General features: G+C 28.4%; 14 protein-coding genes. 11 read left to right on the top strand and 3 right to left on the bottom strand.

All coding sequences use genetic code 11. The annotated features are described in order from the left end of the window. Positions 1-17 precede the first annotated feature (17 nt). The 11 genes from AC2TEO_RS06070 (at position 18) to AC2TEO_RS06020 (ending at position 10390) form a co-directional block, all read left to right on the top strand. Positions 18-1202 (top strand): O-antigen ligase family protein, encoded by a 1185-nt coding sequence (locus AC2TEO_RS06070; protein ID WP_484730881.1) that lies wholly within the window; start codon positions 18-20, stop codon positions 1200-1202. Next, the gene (locus tag AC2TEO_RS06065; RefSeq protein WP_442267254.1) at positions 1171-2358 is read left to right on the top strand and encodes a glycosyltransferase family 4 protein; all 1188 of its coding nucleotides are present in this window, start codon (positions 1171-1173) and stop codon (positions 2356-2358) included. The genes AC2TEO_RS06070 and AC2TEO_RS06065 overlap by 32 nt, the downstream gene beginning before the upstream one ends. A 1-nt stretch (position 2359) precedes the next feature. Further along, positions 2360-3178, top strand: a complete 819-nt coding sequence (locus AC2TEO_RS06060; RefSeq protein WP_442267253.1) for an aldolase/citrate lyase family protein — start codon at positions 2360-2362, stop codon at positions 3176-3178. Further along, positions 3165-3620 carry a MaoC family dehydratase gene (locus AC2TEO_RS06055; protein WP_442267252.1) on the top strand — a complete coding sequence of 152 codons (456 nt, stop codon included), beginning with the start codon at positions 3165-3167 and terminating at the stop codon, positions 3618-3620. Before AC2TEO_RS06060 ends, AC2TEO_RS06055 begins: the two co-directional genes overlap by 14 nt. Before the next feature lie 6 nt (positions 3621-3626). Continuing rightward, positions 3627-4514, top strand: coding sequence for an HpcH/HpaI aldolase/citrate lyase family protein (locus tag AC2TEO_RS06050; RefSeq protein WP_442267251.1), 888 nt, complete (start codon positions 3627-3629; stop codon positions 4512-4514). Then, a complete protein-coding gene (locus tag AC2TEO_RS06045) occupies positions 4507-5169 on the top strand; it encodes an LbetaH domain-containing protein (protein WP_442267250.1) in 663 nt (220 codons plus the stop codon). The genes AC2TEO_RS06050 and AC2TEO_RS06045 overlap by 8 nt, the downstream gene beginning before the upstream one ends. 9 nt (positions 5170-5178) lie before the next feature. Further along, positions 5179-5832 (top strand): sugar transferase, encoded by a 654-nt coding sequence (locus tag AC2TEO_RS06040; RefSeq protein ID WP_442267249.1) that lies wholly within the window; start codon positions 5179-5181, stop codon positions 5830-5832. Further along, positions 5822-6871: a hypothetical protein gene (locus AC2TEO_RS06035; RefSeq protein ID WP_442267248.1), complete on the top strand. Its 1050-nt coding sequence runs from the start codon at positions 5822-5824 to the stop codon at positions 6869-6871. Before AC2TEO_RS06040 ends, AC2TEO_RS06035 begins: the two co-directional genes overlap by 11 nt. After that, the gene (locus tag AC2TEO_RS06030; protein ID WP_442267247.1) at positions 6850-7875 is read left to right on the top strand and encodes a GNAT family N-acetyltransferase; all 1026 of its coding nucleotides are present in this window, start codon (positions 6850-6852) and stop codon (positions 7873-7875) included. Before AC2TEO_RS06035 ends, AC2TEO_RS06030 begins: the two co-directional genes overlap by 22 nt. A gap of 4 nt (positions 7876-7879) precedes the next feature. Beyond that, positions 7880-9010, top strand: coding sequence for an aminotransferase class I/II-fold pyridoxal phosphate-dependent enzyme (locus tag AC2TEO_RS06025; RefSeq protein ID WP_442267246.1), 1131 nt, complete (start codon positions 7880-7882; stop codon positions 9008-9010). Between the two features lie 85 nt (positions 9011-9095). Continuing rightward, positions 9096-10390, top strand: a protein-coding gene (locus AC2TEO_RS06020; RefSeq protein ID WP_442265571.1) for an IS3 family transposase whose coding sequence is annotated in 2 segments (ribosomal slippage) — positions 9096-9462 and positions 9462-10390 — 1296 coding nt in all. Because the reading frame shifts where the segments join, the coding sequence is not laid out codon by codon here. A 62-nt stretch (positions 10391-10452) separates the two neighbouring features. Here AC2TEO_RS06020 and AC2TEO_RS06015 read toward each other — a convergent pair. From AC2TEO_RS06015 to AC2TEO_RS06005, 3 genes are read right to left on the bottom strand one after another with little or no spacing between them, the layout of a single operon-like run. Continuing rightward, complete coding sequence (locus AC2TEO_RS06015) at positions 10453-12354, bottom strand: amino acid ABC transporter substrate-binding protein (RefSeq protein ID WP_442267245.1); 1902 nt, start codon at positions 12352-12354, stop codon at positions 10453-10455. Positions 12355-12379: 25 nt separating this feature from the next. Next, entirely contained in the window at positions 12380-13915 is a 1536-nt protein-coding gene (gene guaA, locus AC2TEO_RS06010; protein WP_442267244.1) for a glutamine-hydrolyzing GMP synthase, read from the bottom strand. 49 nt (positions 13916-13964) lie between these two features. Continuing rightward, entirely contained in the window at positions 13965-15029 is a 1065-nt protein-coding gene (locus AC2TEO_RS06005; protein WP_442267243.1) for a 3-oxoacyl-ACP synthase III family protein, read from the bottom strand. Positions 15030-15048 lie beyond the last annotated feature (19 nt).

Below are 15048 nucleotides of genomic sequence, written 5' to 3'. Positions count from 1 at the left end.
TCAGAAGAGAAAACTTAATGGGCTTTTTAATAGTCCCAATTTTTGTAATAGGTAGCTTTTATGATAGTAGATTGGCTATTGGAAATTTTAATCTTACAATTTTATTGTCTTTTTTGTTTTTCCTAGGAGTATTACTTTCTCTAAGAAAAGGATTAAATAAAACAATGTTTTTAAGTTGGTTAAGTTTTTCTACTTTTATTATTGTAGTAGCTGCTATAAATTCAATTTTTTGGGGGATAAATGAACATAATGATTATTCAGTTAGTAAATTCATAACTTTCACTTTTCTAACCTTTTCAGTAGGAGTTTATGTAAGTAGTCTTAAAAGTCAAGAACAAATAAATATATTTTTGAATCAAATAGCAGTGGTGCCTTTCTTTCTGTTTCTTTTAGGTTTAATAACACTTTTGAGAAATGGTTTTGGTCAAGATCGTTTAGCTGTTTTAGGTGGTGGCCCCATAGTATTTAGTAGATGGATGGGGTATTTGTTTCTGATTCTATTTTTTCAATCAAAATTTAAAAATATAATAAAAATACCCATAATGATTTTGTGTGTTTTATTAATGCTTTCTTCAGGAAGTAAAGGCCCAATATCGTTTTTATTATTACTAATTATATTAGTAGGTATTAAGAACAGAAAAATTATCTTTAGTTTTTTTGTTATTTTCATAATCGCTTTATTTAATGCAAACTATCTATTAGGTAAGATCGATGATTATCCAATAATAAAAAGAGTTTTTGGAATAGGTGATTCAGCAAGTTATACAGGAGGTTCTTCTACATCTGCAAGACTAAAATTATTAAATGATGCAATAGAATCTATATTCGCAAATCCTTTTGGATACGGTTTAGGAAATTATTCTGTTTACAGTGACTTTAAAAAGATTAACGGATTATCAGGTTACCCACATAATTTGTTTGTAGAAATATGGTTAGAGCATGGTATATTAATACTTTTGTTGTTTGTTATAATTTTTATAAAATGTTTAAGAATTGTTAAATCAGTTTTAATAGGTAAAAAAAGAGGTGCAGATAATCGTCAATTAGCGGCAGCAATTTGGTTTTTTTATTTGTTGAACTCTATGGTAAGTGGAGATTTTAATGATAATAGATTATTATTAGTTTTTACACTCTTGCTAATTTTAAGTAATAAAATATATAAAAAAAAGAATGAAGATATTATACATACATCAATACTTTAGAACTCCTCTGGAACCAGGAGGAACTAGATCTTATTGGATAGCACAAGAATTGATAAAAGAAGGTCATTCAGTAACTATGTTAACTACTAGTAGTACCATAGAAAATAAGATAGAAAGAAAAATAATTGATGGTATAAATGTTATTTATTTAAGGGTACCATATAATCAGAAAATGTCTATTTTTCAAAGATTGATCTCTTTCTTTAGTTTTATGATGAAGTCTTCATACTATTCATTAAGAGAGAAAAACGTAGATTTGGTCATAGCAACATCCACTCCTTTAACGATTGGTTTTCCAGCTTTAGTATTAAAGAAACTTAAAAGAATACCATATCTTTTTGAAGTTAGAGATTTATGGCCAGAAGTACCTATTCAAATGGGAGCTTTAAAGAATAAAGTTGTTAGAAACTTAGCAATTTGGTTCGAAAAAACGATTTATAAAAATGCAAAACATATTGTAGCGCTTTCACCAGGAATGGAGAATGGAGTTTTAAAGTTTGAAAAACAAGAAAAAGTATCGATGATTCCCAATATGGCAAAAATAGATGCTTTCTTTCCAAGACCTAAAAATATAGAACTAGTTGAAAAGTTAGGGCTAAAAAAAGACTCGTTTAAATTAATACATTTTGGAGCCTTAGGTATCGCAAATGGAATCGATACTATAATAGAATCAGCTACTTTATTAAAAGATGATGATTCAATAGAGTTTATTTTTATAGGAGGAGGTTCTACTGAAGAAGCTATGAAAAATAAGTGTGAAAAAAATGGACTTACAAATGTGCATTTTCTAGGTAGATATGCAATGCAAGAAACATCAGAGATAGTTAATTTTTGTGATGTATCAATAGTTAGTTTTTTAGATTTACCTATTTTATATACAAATTCACCTAATAAATTATTCGACTCGTTATCTGCTGGGAAACCTTTAATAGTAAACTCAGCTGGTTGGACTAAAGATTTGGTAGAGAAATATGAATGTGGGTATTATGCTAATCCAAAAGATCCTAATGAGTTAGTTGTTATTATAAAAGAACTTCAAAATGATTTAGAAAAATTGAAGTTAATGGGAGAGAGTTCTAGAAAATTAGCAGAAAATGAGTACGATAAAAGTATTTTGTGTGCTAAATTTGCTAATGTTGTTTCTAAAATAAATTAAATTGGAAAGTTATTTTTTTGTTCCAGGTACACGTTTACATAAAATTAAAGATGTAATTAAACTTGGTGTTTCAGAAATCATTATTGATTTGGAAGACGCAGTAAAGTTTTCTGAAAGATTAGTTTTACTTGAAGAGTTGATTAAAGATGAATCTTTAAAACAGTTTTACGTTAGAGTTCCATTATATGATGATAAAGAAAAATTAGATTTAACATTATTAAATAAACTCATCCTTTCTGGTTTCTCTAAGTTTATTTTTCCTAAAATAGAGAATAAAAAAGATTTTAAGAAAATTATAAAAGATTTAAATAGTAATCAAATACAAATTATTCTTTTAATTGAAACTTCAAATCTCTTTATTGATGTGAAAGATATACTTTTTAAGTATAAAGACTTTTTCACTGGTATAAGTATTGGAAGTCATGATTTAATGGGAGAAATAGGAGGTGTACATGATTTACAGAATTTAGAGTTTTTAAGACAACAATTATTACTTTATGCTAGATCAATAGATGTTCTAGCTATAGATATAGCCTCTATGGAGTTGAAAAATGAAAGCGAATTTAAAAATGAAATTTTAGATGGAGTAAGAAAAGGTTATGATGCAAAATTTTATATACACCCATGGCAAATATCTATGTTGAAAGAACTCAATCTTTATTCTGAAAAAGAGTTTCTTTGGGCAAGGAAAATAAAAGAAGAATTAAATAAGGTTTTAAATGAAAAAGAATTTTCTCCAACTGTTATTGATGGACAAATTATAGAAAGACCACATTTAAAAAAAATGAATAAAATTTTAAGATATTATGAAAGCAAGTAATTTGGGGAATTATTTTGAAGATTTTAATGTAGGAGAAACAATTCAACACTCTTTAACAAAAACTATCTTCGAAAGTGATAATAACTTTTTTAGTTTACTAACGATGAATCATCATCCAGTACATTTGAGTTTAGAACATGTTAAAGATCATCAACATGGACAAATACTTGTTGTAGGAACTTTAGTTTTTAGTTTGGTAGTAGGAATGACAGTTCCTGATATTAGCGGTAAAGCTATAGCAAATTTAGAATACGAAAGTGTTAATCATTTAGGGCCAGTTTTTGTGAATGATACTATATCAGCTAAAACTACTGTATTAGATAAAAGAGAGTCAAAGTCAAAAAATGATAGAGGCATAGTTTATGTTGAAACTGTTGCTTACAACCAAAAAAACAATCCAGTTTTAAGTTTTAGAAGAAAAGTCTTAATACCAAAGAAATAAAATTTCATGAAAGATTATTTAATGAGAAGCTTGATGTTCGTTCCAGCTCACTCAGATAAACTATTAGAAAGTGCGTCGAAAGTAAAAGCTGATGTTCTATTATTTGATATAGAAGATTCTGTTCAACCTGAAAGAAATAAACAAATAGCTAGAGACAAACTATTAGAAAAGATTAAAGAAAAGAAATATGAAGGACGAACCATATTTCCTAGGATAAATGATAGAGAGAGCGGTCAGTTACTGAAGGATGTTTTACAATTAACAGTTCCAGAAGTTGATGGTTTTATGTATCCTAAAGCAAAAAGAGGAGAGGATATATATTTTTTCGATAAATTATTGGAAACAATTGAATTTGAAAAGGGATATGAAATAGGTACTTTTAAAATAATTCCTTTAATAGAAACTGCTTCAGCCGTAATGAATGTTCAAGAAATATGTAGCGCTTCAAAAAGAGTTGTAGCAATAGCTTATGGGTCTGAAGATTTTATCACGGATTTACAAGGAATTCACGATGAGGAACATCAAAGTTTATTTACTCCAAGAGCAATGATTGCAATGGCTGCTAGAGCTCATGATATTATTCCTATAGATACAGTACATGTAAGGGTTAAAGATTTAGAAGATTTAGAAGTAAATTTAAAAGTATCTAAAAACTTAGGATTTGAAGGAATGTTAGTATTAAATCCAATTGAATTAGATTTAGTTCATAAATATTATTCTCCATCGGAAGAAGAATTAATACATTCTAGAGAAATACTGAAATTAGATAAAGAAGCTAGGGAAAATAATCAAGGTGTAGCAATTATGAAAGGGAAATTTGTTGGGCCTCCTTTTGTAGCTAAAGCTAAAAGAATCTTAAATAAGCAACTTAAAATAGAGCAAAATAATGGGTAAAAAGATAATTATTATTGGAGGTATTGGTACTGCGGTTAACATAGCAGAACAAATACAAGATGCAGTTGATAATTATGATTATGAAGATGAGTTTATTGGTTTTGCTTTTGATGATGAATCGTTTGGTAAAGAAATAAATGGTTTTCCTATATTAAGTAAAACAAGAGAAGTGTATGATAAATATGAAAAATACGATGATGTGTTTTTTATTTATCAATTATACAGACCAGATAAGTTAAAGGAAAGAGCTTCATGGTTACCTCAATTTAAAATTCCTTTAGAAAGATATGGTAACTTTATCCATCCTACCGTAACTGTATGTAGAAGTTTTAAAATGGGTTATGGAAACGTAATTCAAGCTGGCTCAGTAATAAGCTCTAATACAGTAATGGGAAACCATAATACATTTAATTCAATGTGTTTATTTGGTCATGATACAATAATGGGAGATCATAATTTTTTTGCAGCTCATAGTTTAATAGGAAGTAATATAAAAATGGGAAGTTACATTTTTATGGGATTAAACTCTTCTTTAAATAATAAAATTGAAGTTGGAGACAATATTATGGTTGCTATGGGAAGTAATGTGATAAAAAGTATTGAAGATAATCAGGTAATAATGGGAAATCCTGCTAAATTTGCTAAAAACTTATAAATACAATCAATGTACAAAATATTTTTAAAAAGGTTATTAGATCTGTTTCTAGCATTTTTTGTATTAATCATACTATTACCTTTCTATATTATAATAACAATAGTACTTACATTTTTAAATTCTGGTAAACCTTTTTTCACTCAAAAAAGAGTAGGGCTTAATAATAAAATTTTTAAACTGATAAAATTTAAGTCGATGAATGATAAAAAAGGAAAGGATGGGGTATTGTTAAAAGACACTGAAAGATTAACCCCTTTTGGTAAGTTTATAAGAAAAGCTTCATTAGATGAATTACCTCAGGTTTTTAATGTTATAAAAGGAGATATGAGCTTTGTAGGACCAAGGCCACTTTTGATAGAGTATTTACCTTATTATAATGATTATCATATTCAAAGACACAACGTAAAACCAGGTATCACAGGATTAGCACAAGTATCAGGAAGGAATAACTTGAAATTTAGCGAAAGATTTAATTTAGATGTAGAATATGTAAAGAAACAATCATTATTTCTTGATATAAAAATATTATGGGGTACCTTTTTAAAAGTTTTTAAATCTAGTGATATTCAGCTTGGTAGACCAATGTCTGAAGTAGACGATATAGGTATAAGTAAAGGATTAAGTAAAAACTATTTTAATCCCGAGAAAAAAAATGATAAATAAAGAGTTTGGTTCAGATTTTCATTCTTGTAATCAAGAGTTTTTTTTAGATAAAAATCAGAAAAATTTTTTCGAAGATGAAAACTTTTCTTTTTTTCTATCAGGAAGATCTGCTTTATATGCATTACTTCAACAAGGGATAAAAAATAATGGATGGAATAAAGTTTATATCCCATCATATTATTGCCAAGATGTAATTGAAAATTTATCAGATTTAAATATTCAAGTTATAGTATTTCAGTCTAATCCAAATAATTTGATATTGGATTATGAATTTTTTGAAGATGAAGTAACCAATGTTTTTATAAATGTAAATTATTTTGGTGTAAGAGATTTTAATACTCAATTATTCAAAAAAATTGTAGTGATTGATGATTTAACACATAATATTAATGCGATAAAAAAAAGTAATGCAAATTATGTTTTCGGATCATTAAGAAAACAATTACCAATACCTTTAGGAGGTTTTTTATATTCTCCGAATAAATTTCAGCTTCCAAAAGGTAAGGAAAGTATTATAGCAGATCAAGCAGCAGAGAACAAAACATTAGGAATGTTTTTAAAAAAAGAATACTTACAAAATAGATTTTCAAACAAAGATTTATATAGAAGTTATTATTCTAAGGCTGAAGAACAATTAACCAAACTTTATAAAGATTATAAATTACCTGTTTTAGCAGAAAATATTTTAGAAAAATTAAATATTCAAGAGATTTTAAAAAAGAAAGAATCTAATATTAAATTGGCTTTAAAGTATCTTAAAGATTATTTAAATTATGTTTTTAGCGTAGATGAAAATTCATTAGGATTATTACTTTTTTTTGACTCAAATATTCAAAGAGATTTTGTTCGAAACAAATTAATAAAGTCCAGTATCTATCCTGCTATTTTATGGCCAAACCAGAAAGAAGATAGTGATATTAGGTATCAAAATAGATTTCTGTTTTTACATACAGATTATCGATATTCCAAAGAAGATATTATTTACATAACCACAGTATTAAAAAATTCAATTCAAGAATGTCAGAAACAAAAATTATAAGACCAACAGAAGAATCTTGGAAAGAGTATGTTAACGAATCATTTGTTCATGATTTTTACCATACTTCATCTTATAATAAACTAGAAAAAGAAGGTGAGCCAATATTGTTTGTATATCAAGAAGATAATAATTTTATAGCTTTACCATTAATTATTAGAGAAATACCAGATACAGATTTATTTGATTGTACTTCAGTTTATGGTTATGCAGGTGCTATATCTAATCTCGATATTAATACAATTTCCGAAAAGTTAAAAATTACTTTTCAAAATAAGCTAAATGAATTTTTTGCTGAGAAGAAAATAATATCTGTATTTTCAAGATTACATCCTATTTTAGAAAATGACAAAATAGTAGAAGGACTTGGAGAAATAGTTAGTTTAAATAAAACAATTGCGGTTAATTTAACAATTAGCCCCGAAGAACAAAGAAGACAATATAGAAAATCTAATAAATACGAAATAAATAAATTAAAGAAGAATAATTTTGAAGTTGTTGAAGCAACTACAAAAGAAGAACAAGATGAATTTATTGAAATTTATTATGAGACAATGAAAAAAGTAGAAGCAAATGATTATTACTTTTTTCCAAAAGAATATTTCTATCAGTTTTTAAATAATAATTGTTTTGAAACAAAACTGTTACTAGCAAAAAAAGAAGGAGAAATTACAGCAGGAGCAATTTTTACAATTACTAATAAAATTATTCAATATCATTTAGCAGGAACTAAACAAGCTTTTGCAAGAGACACACCAATGAAGTTAATACTAGATGAAGCTAGGTTATTAGGAAATGATTTAAATGCTGAATTTTTACACTTAGGAGGTGGAGTAGGAGGTAGCGATGAAGATCCATTATTTAGATTTAAATCTGGATTTTCTAAAGAGAATTTCCAATTTAAAATATGGAAGTATATAGTTAATAAAGAAAAATATGATGAACTAGTTAGAGAAAAAGGTGTTTCGACTGATAATAGTTCATTTTTCCCATTATATAGAGCTTAAAAACATGGAAGAAAAAATCTGGTTATCATCTCCTCATATGGGAGGTGGAGAACAAAAGTATGTTCAAGAAGCATTTGATACTAATTGGGTTGCACCTTTAGGTCCTAATGTAAATGGCTTTGAGAATGATTTAGAAAATTATATTAAAGAAAATACTAAAGTAGCCTGTTTAGCATCTGGTACTTCTGCTTTACATTTAGCATTAATTTTAGCAGGAGTATCATATGGTGATGAAGTTATTTGTCAAAGTATGACATTTTCAGCTTCTGCTAATCCAATTGTATATCAAGGAGGGGTTCCTATTTTTGTAGATAGCGAAAAGGAAACTTGGAATATGTGTCCTGATGCTTTAAAAAAGGCCATAGAAGATAGAATCGCTAAAGGAAAAAAGCCAAAAGCAATTATTGTAGTGCATTTATATGGAATGCCAGCTAAAATTGATAAAATAAAAGAGATAGCAAATCACTACGATATAAAATTAATAGAAGATGCAGCTGAAGCTCTTGGTTCAACTTTTAAAGGTCAAAAATGTGGTACTTTTGGAGATTTTGGTGTGCTTTCTTTTAATGGAAACAAAATTATAACTACTTCTGGAGGAGGGGCTTTGGTTTGTAAGACTGAAGAGAATAAACAAAAAGCGATTTTTTTAGCAACACAAGCAAGAGATAATGCTCCCCATTATCAGCATTCTGAAATTGGTTATAATTATAGAATGAGTAATATAACTGCAGGAATAGGTAGAGGTCAAATGGAGGTCTTAGACAAACATATTCAGCTCAGAAGAAATAATAATTCTTTTTATAGAGAATTATTTAAAAATATAGACGGTATAGATCTTTTCATTGAACCTACATCAGATTATTTTTCTAATCATTGGTTGTCATCAATATTAATTGATCAAAACAAAGTTGGATTTTCTCGAGAAGATTTAAGACTTGCAATGTTAGAGGATAATATAGAATCTAGGCCATTATGGAAACCAATGCATTTACAACCGATTTTTAAAAATTGTAAATTTTATGGTAATAATGTATCAGAAATTTTATTCGATAATGGTTTATGTCTTCCATCTGGTTCAAATTTGTCAGATAAAGACAGAGAAAGAATTAAGGAGTCAGTACTTAAGTTACTATAAATAAAAAAGGTGTCTAAATTAGACACCTTTTTTATTTATAGTAACTGTCTCGTCCTGAAATAGCGTTACACAAATTTGTAACCTTATGAACGACAACATTTACCGCAAACGTACTCAGAAAGATTATACGATGAGTTTTAAACTTTCGGTTGTATCGGAAGTAGAAAAAGGCGAATTAACCTACAAACAAGCTCAACTTAAATATGGGATTCAAGGAAGAAGTACTGTTTTAGTATGGTTGAGAAAATATGGTAACTTTGATTGGACTGATCAAACACCATCTAATATGCCAAAATCACCAGAACAAAAATTATTAGAGTTAGAGCAAAAATTACGTCAATTAGAAAAGCAAAACAATCGTTTAAAAGCTCAAGCAGCAGCATCAGAGAAGAAAGCGATACTGTTTGATATGATGATTGATTTAGCTGAGAAAGAGTATAATATTCCTATTAGAAAAAACTCCAAAACCGAGTAATTGATATGTTTGTTTTACAAAAGAAAGAAAGTATTTCTTCTACCTGTAAATTACTTGGGTTTAGCAGACAGGTCTATTATCGAGCTAACTATAGAGTTAAGAAATCTCAATCAATAGCCAATAAGGTTGTTGAATTGGTTAAGCGTGTAAGAATGGAACAACCAAGTATTGGGACAAGAAAACTGTATTATCTTCTTTCGGAGGAATTAAGCAGTTTAGCTGTTGGAAGAGATCGATTATTTGATATTTTACGAGCTAATAAACTATTGATAAAACGACAAAAGAGTTATCACATTACAACCAACTCTCATCATCGTTTTAGAAAACATACTAATCTTATTGAAAATCTGGAAATAAATAGACCAGAACAAGTATGGGTAGCAGATATTACATATTTAGGCAATCGTAAGAACCCTATGTATTTATCATTAATTACAGATGCATATTCTAAGAAAATCATAGGATATCATTTGGATAAAACTTTAGAAGTAAGCTCAACGGTAAAAGCCTTGGAGATAGCTATGAAAAATAGAGTATATCCAGAGAAGGAACTTATCCATCATTCAGATAGAGGATTGCAGTACTGTAGTAACATCTATCAAAATATTTTATCAAAACATAATATTAAATGTAGTATGACAGAATCATACGATCCATATCAAAATGCGATAGCTGAACGGGTTAATGGAATCTTAAAACAAGAGTTCTTTATTGCTACCACAAATCTAGATATTAAGATAATGAAGAAAATAGTAAAGCAATCAATAACTATTTATAACTCTAAAAGACCGCATTGGTCATGTCATTTTAAAACTCCTAACCAGGCACATCAACAAAATAAAATGAAGATAAAATCATATCGAAAAAAAACATCATCTAAAGCTATAGCTTTAGATGATGTTTAATATATTTAATCAATAAATAACTGTAACGGTTATTTAGGACTAGTCAAACTTAGTTAAATTATTTATTTAATTCTTTCTAAAGTTAAATCTGAATTGTATTTTACAATGAATAACCCTTTGTTATATATACTTCCAAAAAGTTTTTTGTCAAACTCAAATTTATTTTCTAAACGAATTGAAGCTCCTTGTTTATAAGTGTCTAAAAGTTTCTCTCCTGAAGCTAAACGCATTAAAGTATCAAAAGTGATGTCGAAACCTCGAACAGCATATTCTGTAGGTATATCGTTATTTTTATTTTTATAACTATTTATAAATCTTTGTAAGTGCAGATCTTCATAGTTAGCATAACTATCAGTTACATAAGTGAAACCAATTCTAGCTAAAGTATTATTATCTACATTTTCATAAGATCTACCATTTTTCTCAATTGCAAATACTTGAGCAGAAATACCTTCAGGTAATACAATCATGCTATTAATAGCATTAGCTACCACTGCAGTTTGATCAGAAGCTATTATTAGCCAATTATGAGAATTAGGCTTCATTTTATCTGTAAAACGTTCTTTTTTAATAAAATTATTTTCTGGTTTTAATACAAAAACATTTTTAATAGAGTCATTACTTTTTAATATTTTTGTTATTTCCTTAGCTTGAGAATCTGAAGATCCTGTTCCGTCTGAAACAATAAAAATATTTTCTCCATTATAAATCTTACTTAAGTAATTTCCTAAAGTTTGACTTCTAGTGATTTTATCTGGAGCAGATTTTACAATTTTTGAAGAAGAAAATTGATCTTGATTTCTTGAGAAATGAGGAAAAATTACAGGGGCATCTGATGCTTTAGCAACTTCCTTAACTTTGTCTGAATAAAATGGGCCAATAATAGCATTCATATTATTCAAAAGTTTTTTCTCTAAAATACCTTTTATATTTTTTCCTCTATTTCCAGTATCAAATACAGAAACATCTACTTTTATTCCTAAACTCTTAATGGAATCGATAGCGATTTCAGAACCCATATAAAAATCTGTAACTAAGTTAGCAAGATTTGCACTTCCTCTTTTTCCTTTAGAAGTATCGAAAATATTTTCATATGAAATACTGTCGTATTCTTTCGCTCTAAATGGTAAAAGTAAAGCTAGTTTTATGTTTTCATTTATTTCAGCAATACTGTCAATAAACATTTCGGAAGAATATCTTTCTATATTATCAGCAATATTTCGAATTCTTAATACCTGACCAACTTGTAAATTATTATCCTCAATCTCTGGGTATTCAGGATTCAAATTCATTAAATCTTCTTTAGTAATATTATAGAATCTTGTTAAACTATAAACAGTTTCTTTTGATTTTACCGTATGAGTTATATGATTTTTTAAATCATCTTCTCTAGATAAATAAACTATTTTCTTTTGTTCTATTTTAACTTTTAGTACCTGACCAACATCCAAGTAATTTTCTTTTAATCTTGGGTATTGCGGGTTAAGATTAATTAATTCATCTTTTGAAATGTTATAATCTTTTGTAATTCTGTAAACAGTTTCTCCTGGTTTTACCGTATGTTTTTTATATTCAATAACAGTTCTAACAATTTGAGTAGAATCAGGTTGTTTTACAGTATTATTTTTATCTTCAGTAGTAACTTCATTTTCAGAAGAAGATTCATCAGTGTTTTCATCTTTATTTTCCTCAGACTGTTTGTCACCTTTTGGTTCTTGTATTAAAGGAATTGATTTTTTATACTCTGGATTAGGTATAATAATAACACTATTTGTCGATGGGGTTTCACCTACATCTGGGTTTAAACGAACTAAATCTTCCGTTTTAACATCGATACGATTTGCGATATCTCGCATAGTTTCCCCTTCTTTTACTTTATAAGAGATATATCTTTTTTGTTGACTACAAGAAGATACTAGTATAGTTACTATTAAAGTAAAAGACCAAATTTTAATCTTATTCATATAATTCAATTACTGCTTAGTATGATTATTCCCATTCTATTGTTGCAGGTGGTTTAGAACTAATATCGTAAACAACTCTATTTACACCTTTAACATTATTAATTATTTTATTCGATATATTTTGTAAGAACTCATAAGGTAAATTTACCCAATCTGCTGTCATACCATCAGTACTTTCAACAGCTCTTAAGGCTACTACTTTTTCATAAGTTCTTTCATCTCCCATTACTCCAACAGAGTTAACTGGTAATAAGATTGCACCAGCTTGCCAAACCTTATCATATAATCCATACTCTTTTAATCCATTTATAAAAATGGCATCAACATCTTGCAAAATACGAACTTTTTCTGAAGTAATATCTCCTAAGATTCTAATAGCTAAGCCTGGTCCTGGGAAAGGATGTCTTCCTAATAGTTCTTTATCAATTCCCATAGAAGCTCCAACACGTCTAACTTCATCTTTAAAAATCATTCGTAAAGGCTCAACAACTTGTAATTTCATAAAATCTGGTAATCCACCAACATTATGATGACTTTTTATTGTTGCTGAAGGACCTCCATTTACAGAAACAGATTCGATCACATCTGGATAAATAGTTCCTTGTGCAAGCCATTTTGCATTTTCAACTTTAGCTGCTTCGTCATCAAAAACTTCAATAAATACTCTACCAATTGTTTTTCTTTTAGTTTCAGGATCACTAATTCCCGCTAAGGCATTTAAAAATCTTTCAGAAGCATCTACACCTTTAACGTTTAATCCCATGCCTTCGTATTGCTGAAGTACACTTTTAAACTCATCTTTTCTTAATAATCCATTATTTACGAAAATACAGTGTAAATTATCACCAATTGCTTTATGTAATAAAACTCCCGCAACTGTAGAATCTACACCTCCAGATAGTCCTAATATTACTTTATCATTTCCAATTTTCTCTTTCAAATCAGAAACTGTTGATTCAACAAAAGAGTTTGGCGTCCAATTTTGTTCAATGTTAGCAATATCAACCAAGAAATTTTTTAATAATAATGTACCATCTGTCGAATGGTATACTTCTGGGTGAAATTGAATAGCAAATGTAGTTTCACCTTCAATTTTATAGGCAGCATTTTCTACGTCTTTAGTACTTGCTAATAAAACAGCGTTTTCAGGTAATTCCTTAATGGTGTCAGAATGACTCATCCAAACTTGGCTTCCTTCAGAAATACCGTTTAAAAATTGCTCTTCATTTTTTATGAATGATAAATTTGCTCTACCATACTCTCTTGTATTTGATGGAGCGACTAAACCACCAGAAAAATGAGCTAAATACTGTGCGCCATAGCATACAGCTAATAAAGGTTTTTTACCTCTAATTTCTGATAAATCTGGATGTGGTGCTTCATCTGAACGAACAGAAGAAGGACTTCCTGATAAGATTACAGCTTTAAAATCGTTTAAGTTTTGTGGAATTTTATTGTAAGGATGAATTTCACAGTAAATATTCAACTCTCTTACTCTACGCGCAATTAACTGAGTGTATTGCGAACCAAAATCTAATATTAATACGTTGTGTTGTTGCATCCGCAAAAATAATAGTTTGATTTTTATTTTTGCATGAATTTTTCACTTTTTAATAACGATATACTATTGCATTGATATTCATACCCGCACCAACAGAAGCTAAAATGAAAATATCTCCTTTTTGTAAGTTATGTCCCTCAATTTTTCCTTTAAGAACTAAATCTAGTAATGTAGGAACTGTAGCTACTGAACTATTACCAAGTTTGTGGATACTCATTGGCATAATATCTTTTGGAACAGGTTTTTTATAAAGTCGATAAAAACGTTTGATAATAGCCTCATCCATTTTTTCATTTGCTTGATGGATAAAAACTTTTTTCACTTCATCAATATCTATATTACTTTTATCTAAAGCAACTTTCATCGCTTGAGGAACGTTCGTTAAAGCAAATTCATAAATTTTTCTTCCATGCATTTTAATGTATCGTACATTTTCATCTTCATTTTTATTATAAGAATTACCAAAAAATAAATGATAAGCTTCGTCTTTAGAAAATGTTTGAGTTGCATGACCTAAAATTCCAGTTTCTATATCAGTTTCTACGCTTTCTACAATACAAGCGCCAGCACCATCACTGTATATCATAGAATCTCTATCATGTTTGTCAATAACTCTTGATAAAGTTTCTGTTCCAATCACTAATACTTTTTTTGCGATATTAGCTTTAATAAAAGCTTGAGCTTGTATGACACCTTCTACCCAACCAGGACATCCAAATAAAATATCATAAGCAACACAATTTGGATTTTTAATTTGTAGCAAATGTTTTATTCTGGTAGCTAAACTAGGGATAATATCACTTTGTATTCCAGTTTTTTTTACATCTCCAAAATTATGAGCTACAATAATGTAATCTATACTTTCTGCGTTTATTCTTGCATTTTCTATTGCTTTTTTACTAGCAAAATAACCTAAATCAGATGCAGTGTAATCATTTTTAGCATATCTTCTTTCTACAATTCCAGTTATTGATTTGAATTTTTCAATGATTTCTGTATTAAAGGAATTAAAAGCGGTGCCATCTGAATTTAAGAATTTATTGGAAATAAATTTATTATTCTCTTTTTTTACTTTTGGAATATAGCATCCTGTACCTGTTATTACTGCCTTCATTGTAAAAATATATTTAGGG

The organism is Tenacibaculum aquaeponti, from assembly GCF_057221555.1.
This window is presented reverse-complemented; position numbering and strand designations above follow the sequence as displayed.

Coding starts and splice junctions, on each gene's coding strand:
- AC2TEO_RS06035 (WP_442267248.1), top strand. CDS start 5,822: ATGATAAATAAAGAGTTTGGTTCAGATTTTCATTCTTGTAATCAAGAG.
- AC2TEO_RS06045 (WP_442267250.1), top strand. CDS start 4,507: ATGGGTAAAAAGATAATTATTATTGGAGGTATTGGTACTGCGGTTAAC.
- AC2TEO_RS06015 (WP_442267245.1), bottom strand. CDS start 12,354: ATGAATAAGATTAAAATTTGGTCTTTTACTTTAATAGTAACTATACTA.
- AC2TEO_RS06050 (WP_442267251.1), top strand. CDS start 3,627: ATGAAAGATTATTTAATGAGAAGCTTGATGTTCGTTCCAGCTCACTCA.
- AC2TEO_RS06070 (WP_484730881.1), top strand. CDS start 18: ATGGGCTTTTTAATAGTCCCAATTTTTGTAATAGGTAGCTTTTATGAT.
- AC2TEO_RS06040 (WP_442267249.1), top strand. CDS start 5,179: ATGTACAAAATATTTTTAAAAAGGTTATTAGATCTGTTTCTAGCATTT.
- AC2TEO_RS06025 (WP_442267246.1), top strand. CDS start 7,880: ATGGAAGAAAAAATCTGGTTATCATCTCCTCATATGGGAGGTGGAGAA.
- AC2TEO_RS06030 (WP_442267247.1), top strand. CDS start 6,850: ATGTCAGAAACAAAAATTATAAGACCAACAGAAGAATCTTGGAAAGAG.
- AC2TEO_RS06065 (WP_442267254.1), top strand. CDS start 1,171: ATGAAGATATTATACATACATCAATACTTTAGAACTCCTCTGGAACCA.
- guaA (WP_442267244.1), bottom strand. CDS start 13,915: ATGCAACAACACAACGTATTAATATTAGATTTTGGTTCGCAATACACT.
- AC2TEO_RS06055 (WP_442267252.1), top strand. CDS start 3,165: ATGAAAGCAAGTAATTTGGGGAATTATTTTGAAGATTTTAATGTAGGA.
- AC2TEO_RS06005 (WP_442267243.1), bottom strand. CDS start 15,029: ATGAAGGCAGTAATAACAGGTACAGGATGCTATATTCCAAAAGTAAAA.